18 protein-coding genes and 2 pseudogenes are annotated in these 18,184 nt (G+C 43.5%); 4 read left to right on the top strand and 16 right to left on the bottom strand.

Annotated features, from left to right (window positions below; translation table 11 throughout):
* Positions 1-14: 14 nt before the first annotated feature.
* The 14 genes from ABLT31_RS13790 to ABLT31_RS13725 form a co-directional block, all read right to left on the bottom strand.
* Positions 15-1,331, bottom strand: coding sequence for a nickel pincer cofactor-dependent isomerase, group 22 (locus ABLT31_RS13790; RefSeq protein WP_367752464.1), 1,317 nt, complete (start codon positions 1,329-1,331; stop codon positions 15-17).
* Positions 1,332-1,353: 22 nt separating this feature from the next.
* A complete protein-coding gene (locus ABLT31_RS13785; protein WP_367752462.1) occupies positions 1,354-2,373 on the bottom strand; it encodes a galactitol-1-phosphate 5-dehydrogenase in 1,020 nt (339 codons plus the stop codon).
* Between the two features lie 42 nt (positions 2,374-2,415).
* Positions 2,416-3,300, bottom strand: coding sequence for a fumarylacetoacetate hydrolase family protein (locus ABLT31_RS13780; protein WP_367752460.1), 885 nt, complete (start codon positions 3,298-3,300; stop codon positions 2,416-2,418).
* Positions 3,301-3,315: 15 nt separating this feature from the next.
* Positions 3,316-4,518 carry a UxaA family hydrolase gene (locus tag ABLT31_RS13775; protein WP_367752458.1) on the bottom strand — a complete coding sequence of 401 codons (1,203 nt, stop codon included), beginning with the start codon at positions 4,516-4,518 and terminating at the stop codon, positions 3,316-3,318.
* Complete coding sequence (locus tag ABLT31_RS13770) at positions 4,475-4,783, bottom strand: UxaA family hydrolase (protein WP_367752456.1); 309 nt, start codon at positions 4,781-4,783, stop codon at positions 4,475-4,477. The genes ABLT31_RS13775 and ABLT31_RS13770 overlap by 44 nt, the downstream gene beginning before the upstream one ends.
* Before the next feature lie 73 nt (positions 4,784-4,856).
* Positions 4,857-5,495, bottom strand: a complete 639-nt coding sequence (locus ABLT31_RS13765) for a GntR family transcriptional regulator (RefSeq protein ID WP_367752454.1) — start codon at positions 5,493-5,495, stop codon at positions 4,857-4,859.
* A gap of 200 nt (positions 5,496-5,695) precedes the next feature.
* A complete protein-coding gene (locus ABLT31_RS13760; protein WP_367752452.1) occupies positions 5,696-6,067 on the bottom strand; it encodes a MaoC/PaaZ C-terminal domain-containing protein in 372 nt (123 codons plus the stop codon).
* The gene (locus ABLT31_RS13755) at positions 6,036-6,164 is read right to left on the bottom strand and encodes a hypothetical protein (protein ID WP_367752450.1); all 129 of its coding nucleotides are present in this window, start codon (positions 6,162-6,164) and stop codon (positions 6,036-6,038) included. Before ABLT31_RS13755 ends, ABLT31_RS13760 begins: the two co-directional genes overlap by 32 nt.
* A 138-nt stretch (positions 6,165-6,302) precedes the next feature.
* A complete protein-coding gene (locus tag ABLT31_RS13750) occupies positions 6,303-6,782 on the bottom strand; it encodes a 2,4'-dihydroxyacetophenone dioxygenase family protein (RefSeq protein ID WP_367752448.1) in 480 nt (159 codons plus the stop codon).
* 34 nt (positions 6,783-6,816) lie between these two features.
* Positions 6,817-7,575 carry an SDR family NAD(P)-dependent oxidoreductase gene (locus ABLT31_RS13745; RefSeq protein WP_367752446.1) on the bottom strand — a complete coding sequence of 253 codons (759 nt, stop codon included), beginning with the start codon at positions 7,573-7,575 and terminating at the stop codon, positions 6,817-6,819.
* 36 nt (positions 7,576-7,611) lie between these two features.
* The gene (locus ABLT31_RS13740; protein WP_367752444.1) at positions 7,612-9,117 is read right to left on the bottom strand and encodes a tripartite tricarboxylate transporter permease; all 1,506 of its coding nucleotides are present in this window, start codon (positions 9,115-9,117) and stop codon (positions 7,612-7,614) included.
* 12 nt (positions 9,118-9,129) lie between these two features.
* Positions 9,130-9,579, bottom strand: a complete 450-nt coding sequence (locus ABLT31_RS13735; RefSeq protein WP_367752442.1) for a tripartite tricarboxylate transporter TctB family protein — start codon at positions 9,577-9,579, stop codon at positions 9,130-9,132.
* Positions 9,580-9,598: 19 nt separating this feature from the next.
* Entirely contained in the window at positions 9,599-10,591 is a 993-nt protein-coding gene (locus ABLT31_RS13730; RefSeq protein WP_367752440.1) for a 2-hydroxyacid dehydrogenase, read from the bottom strand.
* A gap of 80 nt (positions 10,592-10,671) precedes the next feature.
* Positions 10,672-11,712, bottom strand: coding sequence for a tripartite tricarboxylate transporter substrate binding protein (locus tag ABLT31_RS13725; RefSeq protein ID WP_367752438.1), 1,041 nt, complete (start codon positions 11,710-11,712; stop codon positions 10,672-10,674).
* A gap of 532 nt (positions 11,713-12,244) precedes the next feature.
* Here ABLT31_RS13725 and ABLT31_RS13720 point away from each other — a divergent pair.
* From ABLT31_RS13720 to ABLT31_RS13705, 4 genes and pseudogenes are all read left to right on the top strand, one after another.
* A pseudogene (locus tag ABLT31_RS13720) lies at positions 12,245-13,256 on the top strand (oxidoreductase).
* A 610-nt stretch (positions 13,257-13,866) separates the two neighbouring features.
* Entirely contained in the window at positions 13,867-14,217 is a 351-nt protein-coding gene (locus tag ABLT31_RS13715) for a site-specific integrase (RefSeq protein ID WP_367752436.1), read from the top strand.
* A gap of 68 nt (positions 14,218-14,285) precedes the next feature.
* Positions 14,286-14,645 carry a tyrosine-type recombinase/integrase gene (locus ABLT31_RS13710; RefSeq protein ID WP_367752434.1) on the top strand — a complete coding sequence of 120 codons (360 nt, stop codon included), beginning with the start codon at positions 14,286-14,288 and terminating at the stop codon, positions 14,643-14,645.
* Positions 14,615-14,827, top strand: a complete 213-nt coding sequence (locus ABLT31_RS13705; RefSeq protein ID WP_367752941.1) for a tyrosine-type recombinase/integrase — start codon at positions 14,615-14,617, stop codon at positions 14,825-14,827. Before ABLT31_RS13710 ends, ABLT31_RS13705 begins: the two co-directional genes overlap by 31 nt.
* A gap of 647 nt (positions 14,828-15,474) precedes the next feature.
* On the opposite strand, the gene ABLT31_RS13700 is transcribed toward ABLT31_RS13705, so the two are convergent.
* Both ABLT31_RS13700 and ABLT31_RS13695 read right to left on the bottom strand, forming a co-directional pair.
* Positions 15,475-16,155, bottom strand: coding sequence for a YetF domain-containing protein (locus ABLT31_RS13700; RefSeq protein WP_367752432.1), 681 nt, complete (start codon positions 16,153-16,155; stop codon positions 15,475-15,477).
* Between the two features lie 684 nt (positions 16,156-16,839).
* A pseudogene (locus ABLT31_RS13695) lies at positions 16,840-18,126 on the bottom strand (IS110 family RNA-guided transposase).
* Between the last annotated feature and the right edge of the window lie 58 nt (positions 18,127-18,184).

Below are 18,184 nucleotides of genomic sequence, written 5' to 3'. Positions count from 1 at the left end.
AAGATAGGAGTGCTTCATCGTGTGTGCATGTTTTCAAGCTGAAATGGACTTAGCAGGTTTCCATCCTGATCAAATTGAATCGGCTCCGCTTCCCCTGCTATTTTAAGATCTTCCCGATGACGAAGATCTTCCAAATAGGGTTCTGACACGTAAATATGCTCAAGATCCAGCGTGTTTTTAATCCAAACGATTTTTATCTTGTCCATGGTGATCCGGTTGCATGTTTTGGCAGCCACAGCGAGCGCTTCCATGTCATTCTGAAGAACGATCGGTATTTTGGCTGCGGTTAGCAAAGTAGATGTGATGGTGTTCGCATATGTATACGCAAAATCAATCTTTTCCAAGCATCTCTTGGTAATCACATCCGCGGCTCCCAAGCCTGTCGCGTTTCCGTGCGTTTTCTCAGTCAAATCTCTAACCACGATTTTCTGAATCGGAGGCGCGTCCAATCCTTCGTTTAATCCGGAAAGGGTTCTGCCGGTAATATTCGGATCCATTCCAGCCCCGCTAATATCCTTGCCGATTTCGTCCACGACAAGGACATCAATACGGTCTACCAAAAGCTTGGCCATCGCTTGTTTTGCCTGTTTCAATAAGTGCGGCTCCGTATCCATGATTTTCTCAGCCGGCACGGCGATCAGCTGATAGGTCTCATCATAGGCATTTTCAATCACCGCCAAGCCTATCGCGATCTTGGTCTTTTCAATGAGGGCCTGGCCGGCAGCCGGAATCAGCTCATGGAATCGATCGAAACCATAGGAATGCATGACGGAGGCACCTTTGTGCTTGCCCAATCCGATCACAAGCATTTTTAGCAATCCGCTTTCAATCGGACCTTTAAAGTCGGTGTGAGGTTTTACGCGGCCGATGGCCACGATCGCATCACTTTCATAAGCAAATTGATCAAAATAGAGAGGCAGCCCGTTGGGTAGTTGTCCGACTTGAACGGTTTGCATGGAGGAAAGAATGGGGCAGCCCATGCTTTCCTCTGTTATTCCGTATTGCTGCAGGATTTCAAGCTGGCCTTCTGCTGTCGCCCCTCCATGGCTCCCCATGGCCGGAACAATAAAGGGCTCTCCGCCAAGCCCTTTAATTTCCTTGACCGTAGAGAAAGCAATCTGCTGCAAATTGGCGATTCCCCTGCTGCCTACAGCGACGGCTACCCTCATGCCCGGTTTGATTTTGACTCGTACATCTTCCTTTAAAAATTGTTGGCGGATGGCTTCATCAATATGATCGATTTTCACGTCCTGGAATTTTTGCCGAACCCGTATCATCCTAGGATAGGAAACATCGAATCCACCCTCGATCTTCACCTGTTGACTAAACATCGGAAGCCTCCTTGTCTCTTGTTTATGGAGTGAGGAAAATTTTCGCTTTGTCTACACGTCCCTGTACAAGATCTTGGAAAGCTTGATTTCCTTCTTCTAAGGAACGGATTTCCGACCATTCTGTTTCATCGATTCTTCCGCTTTTTAGCAATTCCAGTGCGTCGTGGAAATCTTGGGCATGATAGGAGAAAGAACCTAGGATGCTGATTTCATTGCGGACGCAGACATTCAGCGGAACCTGGGTCTGATCGATGCCCAGCCCAATATTCATAATCGTTCCACCAGGATTAATCAATTCAATGGCCGCACTGCGGGTTGGCTGGAATCCTACCGCATCGATAATGACATCGATTCCGGATGGTCCCATCGCATCCTTTATTTTCTGAATGTACCCGGGTTGATCCGGAGAAATGGTTCCTGTTGCCCCGAGACGATCCGGTGTTTTTAAACGCCCTTCATTTTTATCCACAACTATGACACGGGATGCCCCTAGAATTTGGGCGGTAAGGAACGCTAACAAACCGATGGTGCCGGCTCCAAATACTACCACATTAGAAAAAGGATGGTTTTCCATCGCCCTGCGGGCAGCCCGCAGGGAACATGCCAATGGCTCAGTCAAAGAAGCGCGGTAGGGATTCATGGTGTCCGGAATCACATGGACAGCCGATGCCGGAACGTTTACATACTCCGCAAAAGCACCCGGGCGATGAATGCCGACAATGGCTCGTTCTTTGCACAGCTGAACCAAGCCTTTCCGGCAGGAATTGCATCTTCCGCAGGAGATCAAGGGGTTGATGACCACTTTTTGCCCCTTTGAAAGTGCACTAACCCTTGAACCCATATCCTGGATGGTACCGCTAAATTCATGGCCCATAGTTAAAGGAGGTACGCGCAGGCTGTTATGTCCCAAATACCCTTCAATTTCAGAACCGCAGATCCCTACAGCATCGACCTTTACCAGCACTTCGTCTTCTAGGAAAGCAGGGATGCTTGCCTCCTGCATTTCCATCCATTCCGCTTTTGTCCACACTAAACTTTTCACACTGATGCACTCCTGTCTTTTGTAAACTGTTAAACTAGCAGACTACTTTTGGAAACGATTGGTTAAACGTCCTAGTTTTCCAATTTCAATGGTGACCTCATCGCCGTCTTTGAGCCAAATCTGCTTTTCTTCCGGATAGCCCATAATGACCCCTTCTGGCGTACCCGTAAGAATGATATCCCCGGGATTCAGGGTAAAATGCTGAGAAATGTAGCTAATGATCTCATCGCAATAGAAAATCATATCCGAGGTGTGCGAATTCTGGCGAACCTCTCCATTCACAATGGATCGGATCTCGAGGTCATTCGGGTTGCCCACTTCCTCGACGCTTACCAGGTAGGGCCCGATCGGCGAAAACTTGTCACAGGTTTTTCCCAATAACCACTGGGATGTTTTCATTTGCAGATCACGGGCGGAAACATCATCGGCCGTAGCATAACCATATACAAAGGAGAGAGCTTCTTCCTTCTTGACATTCTTCGCTTCCTTCCCGATGATGATAGCCAATTCCGCTTCATAATCAACCTGGGAGGCCTTTTCCGGCAGAGGAATCACATCCCCGTGTCCGGCTAGAGTATTGTTAAATTTACTGAACAATAGAGGGGCCGGCGGGTAAGGCAGATTACATTCATCCGCATGCTTTTTATAATTCAGTCCTACACAGATAATCTTTTGCGGTTCCGGTACACAAGGACCGAAGGCAAGAGCTTCTTCGGCATAGAATAAAGCAGTTTCCTGGTAGCTCTTATCCACTAATGTCATTAAAGCTTGCTTTCCTTCTTCGCCTCGAGAAATCAGTTCTTTGACAGAAAGGGGGGCTTGAACTTCCGGATAGTGAACGGAAGCGGCTTCTACATCCATAATTCCCTTTTCTGTTTTCACCCCAAGTAGTGTTTTTTGATCTTTTATAAATGTAACCGTTATCATTGTAAACCTCCTATTTTAGAATGATGGGCCAACGCGCCAAATTCCAAAATCGTGCTGCTTTAAGATCTCCGCCTTCGTCATCTTTCCTGAGCTTACTCGAGCAATTTCATCAAAGAGGCGCTGCCCGACAGAATCGATGGATTCCTTTCCTTCAATAATCGTACCGGCATCAATGTCCATGTTATCGCTCATTCTCTCAAACATCGCGCTGTTGGTTGCAATCTTAATGACCGGTGCGATCGGTGAACCCGTCGGCGTTCCTCTTCCACTTGTAAATAGAACCACTTGGGCTCCTCCAGCGACCATTCCGGTTAATTGCTCGATATCGTGGCCTGGCGTATCCATCCAGACTAAGCCCTTTTTTGTTGGCTTTTGCGCATAATCGATCAATTCCTGCAAAGGTCTCGTACCCGCTTTATTGGCGGCACCCAAGGACTTTTCTTCGAGTGAACTCAGCCCGCCTTTAATATTTCCAGGACTTGGGTTCCCCGTGCGGATATCAACTCCCATGAGGAAAGCGCGTTGTTCCATTGCTTCTATTACTTCATAGACTCTTTTCGCTACCTTCTCATCAATGGCTCTGGCAGCAAGCAGATGCTCCGCTCCGATTAACTCCGTTGTTTCCGCTAAGATAGCGGTTCCACCAAAATCTACGATCATGTCGCTGACAACGCCGACAGCCGGGTTGGCCGATAATCCCGAACAGGCATCGGATCCGCCGCATTCCGTTCCAATGATCAGCTCACTTAAATCGCACAATTCACGAATTTGCGCGGAGGCATCCTGGACCATCTTGGCCGCAATTTTTGCTCCTTGAGCGATAGCCATCAAGGTTCCGCCATGGTCTTGAATCGATACCAACTCAACCGGTTTGCCGCTCTTGGCGATTTCTTGGGCGATGCTTCTGCCTTGATGTGTTTCACATCCCAGCCCCAGGACGACTACTCCATATACATTGGGATTATTCCCCATCCCTACATAGGTGCGGAACGTTTGATCATAGTCCACTCCGACCTGCCCGCAACCATGCTGATGGATAAAAGAGACGGTCCCTTGAACCAGCTCTGTAATTTTCACGGCTGCCTGAGTAGCACAGGTGATGGTCGGCAGAATTAAAACATGATTTCTTACCCCAACTTGTCCATCGTGACGTCGAAATCCCCAAAACTTGCCGCTAGGTATTGCTGACAAGGCGATCCCCTCTCCCTCTTTTGCCATCTAGATTATGAATATGTACGTGTTCCCCCACACCCACTTCTTTGATCGCTACACCGATGACCTCACCATATTTGCGGATATCTTCCCCATTGGCGATCGGCCTAACGGCAAATTTATGTCCAAAATCAATGGCATCCCGCAGCTCAACGATAAACGTTTGATCTTGGCAAGCCACCGTAACCTTCGATCCCTGCGGTATATTTTCTAAAGCAATCGCAACATGATCCTGCGGCTTCATCATCACAGTCTTATAAGTCGTTTCCAATTCCCTCATCTCCTTGAGTAGTCTCCGGATACTGAGCCTCCATAGGCTGGGCTCCCATCACCCCTTTCATTTTTTATGAATGTATTTTATTAATGCTAAAGTACAGCATAATGTGCGTTTGAAATGCCGCCTTGGCCTTTTCAACATCTCCAGTAGCCAGAATATGGACTAGCCGTTTATGATCCCCATACATCTCAGCCTTCTTGTACTGTATGTTAGGCTGCATATAAGCATTAAATCGGAGGATATGACCATACAGCATATTCCATATGCGATTGTAAGTTTCAATCTTACCCCACTGGATGATCTTCGAATGAAATTCCAAGTCCAAAGCAGAAAGACTTGCATCATCCTCAGTATTTTCATTGATTTGCATTTTTTCTACGATTTCATCCAGCTCTGCCAGCTGCTGCTTGGTTAGTTTCGGCAAAATCATTTCTATTACATTGGATTCTATTTCCGAACGCAGCAAGAAGATATGATAGATTTCTGAAGGATCGATTTCCGTTACAAAAGCCCCTTTATATTTAACCGTTCTTACAAGCCCTTCTTCTTCCAGCCCTCTAAGCGCTTCACGGACGGGAACTTGACTAATGCTAAACTTTTTTGCGATTTCTGTTTCAACAATCCGTTCACCCGGTTTTAATTTATTGGATATAATCGCGGTGCGAATTTCATGTTTGACTTCATCCTTTAAAGAACTGACTGACAATACATTTTTATTAAAAATACTCAGCGGAATCCCTCCTTTTTGCTGTCAGTATATATTGTTGTACATAAAAGGAATTTGGTCGATTGAATGATCCTGGGGAAAATGTAATGGATGATATCTAAACTATTAAATTTAAATGATTATATATAATCTATGATTTTATATTATATAATTAATAAAATTAAGTCAATACAAAATATTTAAAAATTAATATAGATCAAAAAAGTCAATTTGCCTTTGGCTACCACTTGATGATGCTGATTTTCAGCAAAAACCTCAAAAACATGAAGAACTCCCTTCACTTCTTCCGCTTTCGACTTCCAAACAGCTCGGGCCATGAGTTGATGTCCGATAAATACTTTTCTGTGAAACCGAAGGGAAAATTCCCGGAACATCCCCCGATCGATATACGGAGAAAAAAGCCTGGCGATCAACCCCATGGTTAGCAATCCGTGGGCGATAACTCCGGGTAGACCGGCTTTGAAGGCCTCTTCATCCATCATATGAATCGGATTAAAATCCCCGGAGGCACCGGCATATTTAAATAAGCTGCAAGCGACTGATGGGTTCAAAGGTGATCGCCTCGGCAAATTTGCGTACAGCTCCTTTTTCCACTTCATTGACAACAGGCAAGGATTTCTTCCCGATAAAATCGATTAATATGCTCATGTCTTTTCCCTCCGTTCTAATAAAACTGGCCAGACAAAATCGTCCGGCCGGAAAGGGATCATAAACTACCATCCTAGTAGATCTCTTAAATCAGTACATCCTGCTCATATTTTTTCAACATCTAAAAGGGATTCAAGTTTAGTAAAGTAAATTTTTCATAGGGATCTTATGCTGTTCGCAGAAATCCTGATAAAGTTTTAGCTTGGTAAACACGTCATCCTGATAAATGATCTGATCTTCATCATCTAGATATTGAATACTTCCTTCTAAAATAAATAGCGTGATCATCTCTTCATCCCCGTCGACGACAAGGGTATGAATATCTCCTGGTGGTTCATATACAAATGTGCCAGGCTTAGCGACCCATGTTCTTTCCAAATAACGCCACTCCCCTTGGAGTGTATAAGCCATGACCTGACCACCCGTATGACGATGACGATTAACCTTTCCACCTGGCAAAATTTTAAGCAAATTAATCCATCTTCCTGTAGAAAGATCAAAACGAACGGGTTTAAACCATGAGCGTTCAGACTGAGGAACCCAAGGAATATCATTAATATCAATCGCTTGGTCGGGAAGACCAACTTGTTTAGTGAATTCATTAAGTAAATTTAACATAGGTGGTTTCCTCCATTTTTTTATAAATATTTTTTTACGCTGGCGGGAATAAGGATGGGTCTCCAGCAAGCAGACCACCATCAATCGGTAATACGACTCCTGTGATAAAACTTGCTTCTGCTGAGCATAAAAAATCAATCGCAGCTGCAACCTCTTCGGGTTTTCCATATCTTCTTTGCGGAGTTCTAGAAAGAATTCTTTCATTAAATACTGGGTCCTTCGTGGCACCTGATGATAAAGGCGTTTCAATATACCCCGGGCTGACTGCGTTTACACGAATGTTGTTTTCCGCCCAATCAACCGCTAAACACTTGGTTATTTGAACTATTCCGCCCTTGGAAGCAGCATAAGATAGCAGGTTTTTGCTGCCATAATGGGCTAACATAGAGGAAAAATTAACAATGGCACCTTGACCACCTTTGTCCATATACGGATGAACCGCTTGACACATGTAAATGGTACCATTCAAGTTCACATCAAGTACCATTTTTAATTCTTGGTCCTTGACATTCACATGAGGTGTTCTCCGAATAATCCCTGCTGCATTCACGAGAATATGAATGTTTTCATTTTTATCGAAGATTTGCTTAGTAACTTCCAAGACTTGGTCTTGTTGGGTAACATCCCCCTGATAAAAATGAACATCGTATCCATCATCTCTTAAAATCGATTCCTGGAGTTTTCCATTTTCGTGAGAGATATCGATCATGGCAACCGTGTATCCCTTTTGAGCAAACCGTTTCACTACAGCAAGTCCCAGTCCCGATGCTCCACCCGTTACAATCGAAATCATTTTATTCTCCTTTTCATCCGTAAGTTTAGGAAATGGTTACATCTCAACGTCGCTGGCAAGAATCCCTCTCTTTTTCGTGAAACCAGCTATGATACTAACGACAAGAATAACAAACGAAATACTTAGTAAAGCCATTGAAATGGGCCTTTCGAAAAATCCCAAAAGGCTGCCTTGGAATAAAACGAGCGACTGCAATAGGGAACTCTCGATTAACTTTCCTAACACGAAGGTCAGCACAATAGGAGCCATCGGGATGTCCATTTTTTTCATAACATAGCCTACGATACCAAATATAAACATCAATCCGACATCCCAAAGGCTGTTGCTCACCGTGTAGGCTCCCAATACGGAAATTATGAGGATGATCGGATAAAGTAATTTCGGTGGGATCAGCGCAATTTTGGCCCACCACCCTGCCATAGGCAAGTTCATGACTAATAGAATCGTGTTCCCGATAAACATACTGGCAATCACGGCCCACACAAAATCCGGATTACTCTGGAACAAAGCTGGACCCGGTGTTAGTCCATGCATCATGAAAGCTCCTAAAATGATCGCGATCGTTGGAGAACTCGGAATCCCTAATGTTAACAGGGGTATCAGCGCAGCACCACAATAAGAATTGTTCGCTGTTTCCGGACCTGCCACCCCTTCAACCGCACCGTTTCCAAAGCGTGATGGATCCTTGGCTAGCTTTTTTTCCAAAGAGTAGGAAAGAATCGCTGGAATAACGGAGTTCGTTCCCGGGATCAACCCGATTAGAAAACCTAAACCCGTACCTCTCCCGATGGCTTTTAAGGTAGGATTCCATTCTTCCCTTTTAGGCAATAACCCCTTCACTTTGGGTGGTTTCTCGGCATTCATCATATTTTCGACACCGATTAAAATTTCGGATAGACCGAACAGCCCCATAGCAATCGTGACAAAATCCAATCCACCCATCATATGGGGCTCTCCAAATGTGAAACGGACGGCTCCCGAAACGGGATCCATTCCAACCAAGGATAAGGTCAACCCCATGATCGCTGAGATCATGCCGCGTACCAAGGACTTGCCCATAAGACCAATCACCATGATCAGCCCTAGCACCATGAGCGCAAAAAACTCCGGCGGGCCAAATCGCAAGGCAAACTCAGCCAATGGAGGACCGATAAAAGCCAGACCGATAATGGAAATCGTTCCGCCAATGAAGGATCCCAGCCCGGCCACCCCTAACGCAGTACCCGCTCTTCCTTGTTTAGCCAATGGATGCCCATCTAGACAAGTGATGACCGAAGCCGGTTCACCCGGCGTATTAATTAACACGGACGTGATCGTTCCGCCATACATCGAACCATAATAGATACCGGATAACATAATAATGGCCGATACAGGTTCCATCCCAAAGGTGATCGGAAGCAAAAGAGCCGTACCCGTCGTTGGGCCTAATCCCGGCAGAACTCCTACAAGCATTCCGAAGGTAACTCCAATTAAACAATAGAGTAAATTATACCACGTAAGCGCTGTCTCAAAACCGTGAAGCAATTGCCCTAGTGACTCCATTTTTTCTCCTCCTTACCAACCGAATGCATTGACAGGCAAAGGTATTCCTAAGAGTGTTTGGAAGATGACAAACAGCACGACTGACACTCCCACTGAAATTCCCAATCCTAAATACCATTTGTATTCCCTGGCCAACACAATAAAGAGCAGGACGGTACCCGCTATGATAAATCCTGTGAAGTTCACTATCAGCATAAAGATTAACAAAGACCCTGAGTAAAACAGAAGGTTTCTTAATCCCTTTCCTTTCGGAAGGACATCCGCAAAAATAACCACTTCTTTACTCACACATTCCCAAATATAAATCAGTGCAAGAATAATTAATCCCCCGCTTAGCCATAACGGAAGTAAACCAGGTCCCGGACCAAGACCCGTATAATAATCTAAAAGTAGGGACTGCCAAAAGATCACTCCAGCAAATCCAAGGATGACAATACCCGTCCAAAATCCCGCGTTTTTCACCTCAACACATCCTTTTGCGCTAATTTGCTTCCAATACCGCAACGACCTCCGGATTAACCAGATTCACTGGTTTTTTCCCTGACAGGCCGGCTACCATATTCTCAGCGGCTTTCATCGCCATCTTTAAGCGTGTTTCCGACGTAGCGCTTCCAATGTGAGGTAAGGTAACCACATTGGGCATGGTCAGCAAAGGATTGTTTTTATCGACCGGCTCTTTTTCAAAAACGTCAAGGGCTGCACCTGCGATCCGACCTTCCTGTAAAGCGCGAATCAAGGCCTGCTCGTCTACCGTTGCCCCCCGTGAAGCGTTAACCAAGATAGCATCGTTCTTCATGAACCCCAACTCACGCTCGCCTATCAATCTATTAGATTCCGGTCCTAGAGGAACCAAAACCACCACATAATCGGAACGTTGCAAGAGTTCATCTAAAGATGCATAGGCAGCCCCTAATTTAGCCTCGGCTTCCGGCTTTCGTGAGCGATTATAGTAAAGAATGTTCATATCGAACCCTTTAGCCCGACGGGCGACCGCTTCCCCAATCCTTCCCATCCCGATAATCCCAATCGTAGCCCCATAGACATCTTTACCTAACATTAAACTGGGCAGCCATCCTTCCCACTGTCCTTTTTTTACGAACTGATCGGCTTCGGTCACTCGTCTGGCTGCTGCCATCAAAATGCTGAAGGTGAGATCCGCCGTGGTTTCGGTCAATACCTCAGGCGTATTGGTAGCCATAATGCCTCGCTTTGTCAATTCTTGGAGGTCTAAGTTGTCATAACCGACCGCGATATTACTAACTACCTTTAGGCCAGCGGCATGATCGAGTATGGAAGAACGAATTTTCTGGCGAGAATAGATCATTAACCCATCCGCTCGTTGAAGCCCCTCGATGAACTCTTGTTCAGGAAGCATCTCTTCAACATCCCGATAGTCTACTTCACAATATTCTTCGAGGTAGCGAATAACTTTTTCCGGGACCCGATTCGGAACAAAAACGATAGGTTTGCTCATGTTACATCCTCCCTAATCTACTGTATCAATACCAAGTTTCACCTGGAAAAAACAAGGCTGAGTAAACTCAGCCTTCAGCCTTATTTCTTAATTCCTAACTCCGGAATGATCTTCCCAAATGCTTCATGGGCTTCTTTCATGAGACTCTCAAAACCTTTGGAATCCTTAATCACTAAACCAAGGCCATTTTTCTTCATGTAATCTTTAAACTCTTGCTCTTCAGCACCCTTCATAAATGCGTCGGTTAATACCTTCACCACATCATCTGGCGTATCCTTTGGAACGACTAGACCTCTCCAAGGACCTACATAAAGGGTTTTGATGCCTGTTTCCTCTTCCAATGTCTTGATTCCTGGCAATGCTTCGGATTGTTTTGCATCGACAATCGCCAGCGTTCTTAATTTCCCGGATTCTACATTGGCCTTTACCTCGGCAGGGCTGACTGGCACAGCGTCAATATGGCCACCTAGAAGGGCCGTCACCGCAGGAGCTGCTCCGTCGAATGGAACGTGATTAAATTTAATTCCAGCATCCTTTTCGATAGCAGCAGCCGCTAAATGCCAGATTGAACCTGCTCCCGAATTCCCCACCTTGACTTTAGAAGGATTTGCCTCGGCATAATCAAGGAACTCTTGCACCGTTTTCCAAGGAGCATCCGCTCGAACGGTAATGGCTGCCGGGTCAAAGTTAAGTTGTGCGATCGGCTTGAAATTTTCATAAGTGACAGGCGAACGTCCTAGATGAGGAAGCGTTGTCAATTCTACGGTTACCATCGTAACGGTATAACCATCCTTTTTGGCGTTTGCACCTTCTGCAAATCCTACGGCTCCGCCCCCACCCGTCTTATTCACGACTACAATCGGTTGTCCGAGATGTTTTTCCGCTGCTTTGGCAATTGCACGAGCGGTTGAATCCGTTCCCCCTCCGGCCGCATAAGGTACAATGAGCGTTACATCTTTTTTCGGAAAGTCGCTTTTCGCAGGCGCTGCTGTTTCGGACCCTTTATTGTCAGCATTCGTTCCTCCTGTAGCATTACTTCCACCGCCTCCACAAGCGGTAAGCGCCAACATTCCAAGGATGGTTGCAGATGCAGCAAGACTTCTCAACGTAAACTTTTTCAATTCTCTTTCCCCCTTTTTTCTTCAAGCGACATTTTTATAGAAATAGGGTATGGGATGCTTCCCTTTCCCTAAAATCTAACTCTTCGATCAAAATATAATAACGCTTTCAATTCAATTAGTTTTATATTATAAAACTAAGTTTTTGTGTTAGAAGGATAAAGAAAAAAGGATTTATATTAACCCTCACATTTCTAAATCTATCAAACCTTAAATTGTTTTATAATATAAAACCCAGTTTAGTAATTGTTAATACATGGTTATTATAATATTTATAAAATAAACAATCAATGTTTTTTTCAAAACTATCTTTCACTACCCCTGGTGTGTCCACTGAAACTTCCTCCTGTAAAACGCATAGGCACCAATAAGTACCTATAGTACAAAAAAAGTACGTACTTTTCTTATTATTTTATATATTGCATAATACATGTAATGAATAATATTTGCCACTTTCTTCTAAATACTTAATTTAGAAATCCATATTTAGCAGCATTCAATCTATCTCAATCTTTTTTGGAAGAAGTCCCTCCACATGCTATTTAGTCCTTATACAATAAAAGATTTACAGTTAAAAAATCGAATTGTGATGCCTCCGATGTGCCAATATTCCGTTCCAAGGATGGAAAAGCAAATGATTGGCACTACATTCATTATGTAAGCAGAGCGATTGGCGGAACCGGTTTAATTATTATGGAGATGACGGATATTGAACCAAACGGTCGCACGACCGAGCAGGATTTAGGGATTTGGTCTGATGAACACATCCCTGCTTTTGCCCGCATCATTGATGCCGTTCATCACTATCAAGCAAAGATTGGGATTTAAATTGCTCACGCTGGCCGTAAATCACAGAATGCAGAAGTACCGGTTGCCCCATCCCCCATTGCTATGGAAGGATATAAAACACCGAGGGAATTAACCACAGCAGAAGTAAAAGAGATGGTCCAAAAATATAAAGATGCCGCCCGGCGTGCTGTAGCAGCAGGAGTGGATTTGATTGAAATCCACGGTGCCCATGGTTACCTGATTCATCAGTTTGTTTCGCCATTAACCAATCAACGAACGGTTGAATATGGGAAGGACCTACCCATGTTTGGCGTTGAAGTAATAAAAGCGGTAAAAGAAGTGATTCCTGAGTCAATGCCTCTTTGCATACGGGTATCCGCTGTCGAATATATCCAAGGGGGATGCGGTTTGGACTATATGATTGACGTTTGCCACCGTTACCGAAAGGCAGGCGTGGATATCTTTCACGTTTCCTCAGGTGGTGAAGGGCCCATTCCTTCATTTGCTCGTCCACATGTCCATGAAGGTTATCAAGTGCCGTTGGCACGCGCAATCAAACAAGCGTTAGATGTGCCGGTGATCGCGGTTGGCATGCTTGATAATCCGATTCTTGCCAAATCGATCATCGCAAACGCGGATGCAGATCTAGTAGCAATAGGCTGAGGGATTTTAAGAGATCCTTATTGGGCCGCCAATGCTGTGCTTGATTTGCAGACAAAACCGGATAGCCGGAGCAATATGTTCGCGCATTTACGTAAAAATCTTAAGCATGAACGATACAGTGAAAATGATTCCAGAATTTTCGAGACAGAGCGAGATACAAATTGAAATTTTATACGAGTATCATCAACTTTAACTAAAGAAAACTTCCACAGAGACGTTTTTTTAGTTGATCCTTTTTCAAAATTAGATTTTGAACCGCAAGAAAAATGAAGACATCTTTATCTTAAAACCCAAAATGATTTTTCTTTATAACACTAAAGTGAAATTGACATACGGGCAGCATTCAAAAAGCTCGTTTTTAAGCAGCTGCCTTATTTCTTTCGGTCTTCGCCATAGCCAATGCGGATGCTACTAGGACAATAGCGTTCAGGTAAACGTGGGTTTTAACTTTCTCAACACCACCTACATGGACATCATTAGCAGTTAGATTCTCTTTGAATCGAGAATTGAAGCGTTCTACACATTCGGCATTCATACATTTGAAACATCAACGATGTGGTCAGAAGTAAGGCAAGCAATTAAATTGATGAGAAAGTTCCCTCCTTTCCCTTTTATGTTCAAGAATTTATCCAACACAAATTAGGCAAATCTTCTCCTCAGACCATTCATGAATATCTATACGATTATCGCACATTCTTTGAATGGTTGCTTACGAAACATGACTATAAATCAATACAGGAGATTCCTCTCCTTGTACTGGAACAGTTACGTGTCAAAGATATCACGGAATTCGAAAACTATCTTCGTATTCGCCTTCGTAATGCGGATCTCACCGTGAATCGTAAGCTTTCCTCCCTAAAAAGCCTCTTCCACTACCTTTCCCAGATTGCCGAAGACGAGAATCTTTATCCTTACCTCAAAAGGAATGTCATGGCGAAAGTGGAGATGGCTTCAGTTCGTGTTTCGGTATCAAAGAAGGCCGAAAAAATCGAAAATCAATTCTCCGAACCAACGATACGAAAGATGAATTTACGGATTTCATCCAATTTGTGGTAGAAGGATACCCGAAACTCTATGAGTCACAGCTTACTAGAGATGCAAAAAAAGACCGAGGAGCTAACCGGGTGATCCAATTTCATCGAATGAACAAGGAACGAGATGTGGCTATCCTCTCCCTCTTTCTTGGATCCGGTCTCCGTATTTCAGAGTTGGTGAATTTAGATATTGATGATGTCAATAGACACAACCGAAGGTTGAATGTTCTCCGCAAAGGAAATAAAGAGGATATCGTGGATTTTGATAAGCAAGCGTTGATTGACCTGGAAGAGTATTTAGAAGTTCGATGTGAACGATATAGTTTATCCCTGGATTTTAAACCTTTGTTCGTCCCATCAAAGGTTGGTCGTAAAGGAAACGGTAGGATGACGGTGCGTGGGGTTCAAAAAATGATTGAATACGTGGATGCTTATCAGGACCGAATTTAAACGCCCATAAGTTACGCCATTCATTTGCAACTCGTCTATACGAGAACTCTAAAGATATTGTACTGGTAAAGGATCAGCTAGGGCATGAATCGGTGGAAACCACCAACCTTTATACTCATCTATCCAATACCCAACGGAAAAGAGCCCTGGAACATATGAACCGCGGTGGTTTTATCGAATAAGGAAGGGATCTATCCTCTTCTTTCTATAAATCATCTTATAAATAAAATTTCAGATATGACTTATTACCTATTTTTTGATCTGTAACATTCTTGTAATCTTTTACAGTTATAATAGAGTTAAGTTTTCACGTATTGACCCCCTTATAATATATATTTTCAAGGACTTGCTTCATAAAGCAAGTCTCTTTTTTTAATAAATAATTATTAGAGTTACAAAAGAATGGTTTTGTTACGTTATCTAAAATTAGTAGACATTGTATTTATTTCTTATCTTGTCCACGACACAAACTTCATCAATTTGGTTTGTCCTGAGAAAAGCTGTAACAGAAATGACAGAACTAATAATCAAATTAATCTTTACGAAATAAATGAATGTTAACATGAGGGCTGATGAAATGATGGATACGATTTGCCTTCTATTATGCAAACTAAACACAGAATAGAAAGCCGTTTGGTTTCGCTCCAGTTGTTGGCCCCATTTACAACAAATCCTTACAAGGATGCCGGAGGGGACTTCGATCACTAAGTAACATGAAAGGGATGGTTTCTATACCATCCCTTTTATTCTTGTAGTTTTCGAAGCTAAACATTAATCCCGCGGGAATTTTCTTCCGCAATATAGTGACTCTTCACCATATTTAGAGTCCCTAATCATACCGTACCGCATAAAGCGATTGTTGATTGCGCCACTCTGCATAAACGACCTCTTTGTAGTCCGCAATATTTTGCATCGATAATTGGCTTTTTAACCATTGTTCATCGACACCGGCTTCCTTTAGATTATTGTAAACCACTTCTCCATCTATAATTAACGTCACGGGCAATTCAACGGGATGGATAGGCATATTAAAATCGCTCTTGCTTGGAGTAGCGTATTGACTTTTCGGCAAAACACTAACCATTCCATTGGTTTCTAAGATGGCGTATTCTACCTGATCTAATGAAAAATACCCTTGTAGTCGAATCAGACCTTTTAATTGATTTAGATCCATATTGCTTTTTTTTAGTGTATCATACTTAATCTCTCCCCTACGGATAACGATATTAGGCTCGCCCTCTAGAAATTTCCGCGTACCTTTATATTTTTGTGTAATTTTTTCCACAGAAAAGATAAGCGTACCCCACAAAGTAACAGCAAACAATATCTCTGTCATTTTAACTTCATGATCATATACGGCATTTCCTAACAGCTCCCCTAATATCAAGGCGGAAATAAAATTGAAGGGGGTAATTTGAGAAAATTGGTTCTTACCTAATAATTTCATCAGGAAAAACAAGGCAAAAAAACCTAAAATCAATTCAATAGTTAGCGTTAAGTAGTGATTCATATTGACACTTCCTCTATTGCTAATGGGCGAAATATTTTACCATTACCTTTTTAAATTAACCTAATTTTTCCTAGCTTATTTAGGATGACAAATATTCCTTAGTGGTCATCAACTAACGTGTCACATAAAAAAAGAGTCTCCTGTATACAGTAATCACATCAAAATTTGCAGACAAAATCAAAAAAAGAAGGACTTCTTTAAATTTGTTTGTGTTATTGAACTATCGATCCTCGTCCCTCGGTATTAAGGGGGTTTCTCACATATGCTCGCTCATTCGCAGGATTTCATCACCTCGAAATAGATGAGTCGATGGAAAGTAAGTCGGATCGAACCGGTGGTGGTGAATTTGGGCATATTTAAATAGAAGAAACGATGTCGATTCCCCTTGGAAATCTTTTACTGCACGTATCCTCCACAATATAACCTTTGGAGGTTCACCCTCCCACAGCTCAACGGGTCATTGCCCTTACATTCCTTCGTTACACCTGTCCAAGGTGTGGAGACCGATTACGGTTTAGCGAACGGGTCTGTGCCCTTCTGAGGATCGAACTCGGTCCTCCGTGCTTTCTTTGTAAAATCCTGCGAACGAGCCAATTTACGTTAGGTAAAATATCGTGAAATTAGAGGATGTAGCTCCGTAGCGAACCTGACCGAAGGGAAGGTGAGCTAGGAGAACATCTTTTTCTAAGCCGCCTGATCGTAGACAGGAGCAGCTTTATCTGGACAAAAGGATTCTCCATGATGAACGATTCCGATTAAGATTCGGGCTAACTTTCCTAGCAATTTAAATATGGAGCGTTGTTTCTTCATGTGCTTGTTTTGTACGTTATGCTCATGCCATTGTTTAAAGGCTGGATTATTAGCAACCAGTTGAGTCGTAGCCAAATACATATACTTTCGAAGGGTAGCATCTCCACATTTAGAGAGAATAATCTGCCCTTTTCGCTTTCTCGACGTACTTTCAGCCAAGTTTAATCCTGCTCTTCGGAGTAATTGGCGACCATGAGCATATTGTTTGAGATCACCTGCACCAGCTAGAATGGCTGCCGTGAAGATAGGTCCAAGACCCTTAACGGATCGTATTTGCTCGGCCATAGGAATCTCACCAAGTAGAGCTAAGATCTCTTTTTCGATCTTGTCTAGGATTTCAACGATACGTTCATACTGCTCTACTAACCGTTGTAAATCTTGTTTAGCTTCATAGAGAGCTACCGTGTCTCCGATGCTATGTTTCGCTTCATAAAGGAGGTAAGAAGCTCGTTGAATACCCGTCGCACCATTGGGTCGCTTCATATGCTTTTTCCAACGTTGAATCACTTCTTCTACCTTTAAGGACTTAAGGTCGGTTGGAGTAGGAAACTCCTTTAGCGTGGCCATCGATCGTTGGCACGTCCAGTCTTTAAACACGGAAGAATACTCTGGGAACCGAATATCTAACCATCGAATGATTCGATTCTGCAATCGGACACTGTTCGTGATCCAAAACTCCCGATCACTCATGATGGTTTTCAACCTCTGAAAGGACTGTTCTTGACGTTTGTAATCCGAATAATAGCCTCGACTGACGACATCGGCGATGACCAGTGCGTCTTTCGGGTCACTCTTGGAAGGGGTATTGTCGCGATTCTCTTTGTTTCGCTTGGTGGTTGCCGGATTCACTAAGACGACGTTGATTCCCTTGTCTAGAAGCCAGTTTGCTAGATTAAACCAGTAATGTCCGGTTGGTTCCATACCAATAATGAGGTTATTCAGGCGATGCTTTTGCTGAAGTCCCTTCATTCAACGTTCCAGTTTGGTGAATTCTTCTAGTTCATTGTTGAAGGTCAGATGTCGATTGGAAAGGACGATCCCACGAAAGTTCGTGGCTTGGGCCACATGTCTTTCTTTCGCCATGTCGATTCCAACGACAAGATGAGAAGGGGTAATTCTTTCTATCCGTTGATTTTGACCATGAGATTGTTTAAACTTCATAGTAAGAGCGCCTCCTTGATGGGTTTTTAGGGCTTTAACCCTGTGTACACCCCCATCA

This window comes from Ammoniphilus soli, assembly GCF_040813775.1.
This window is presented reverse-complemented; position numbering and strand designations above follow the sequence as displayed.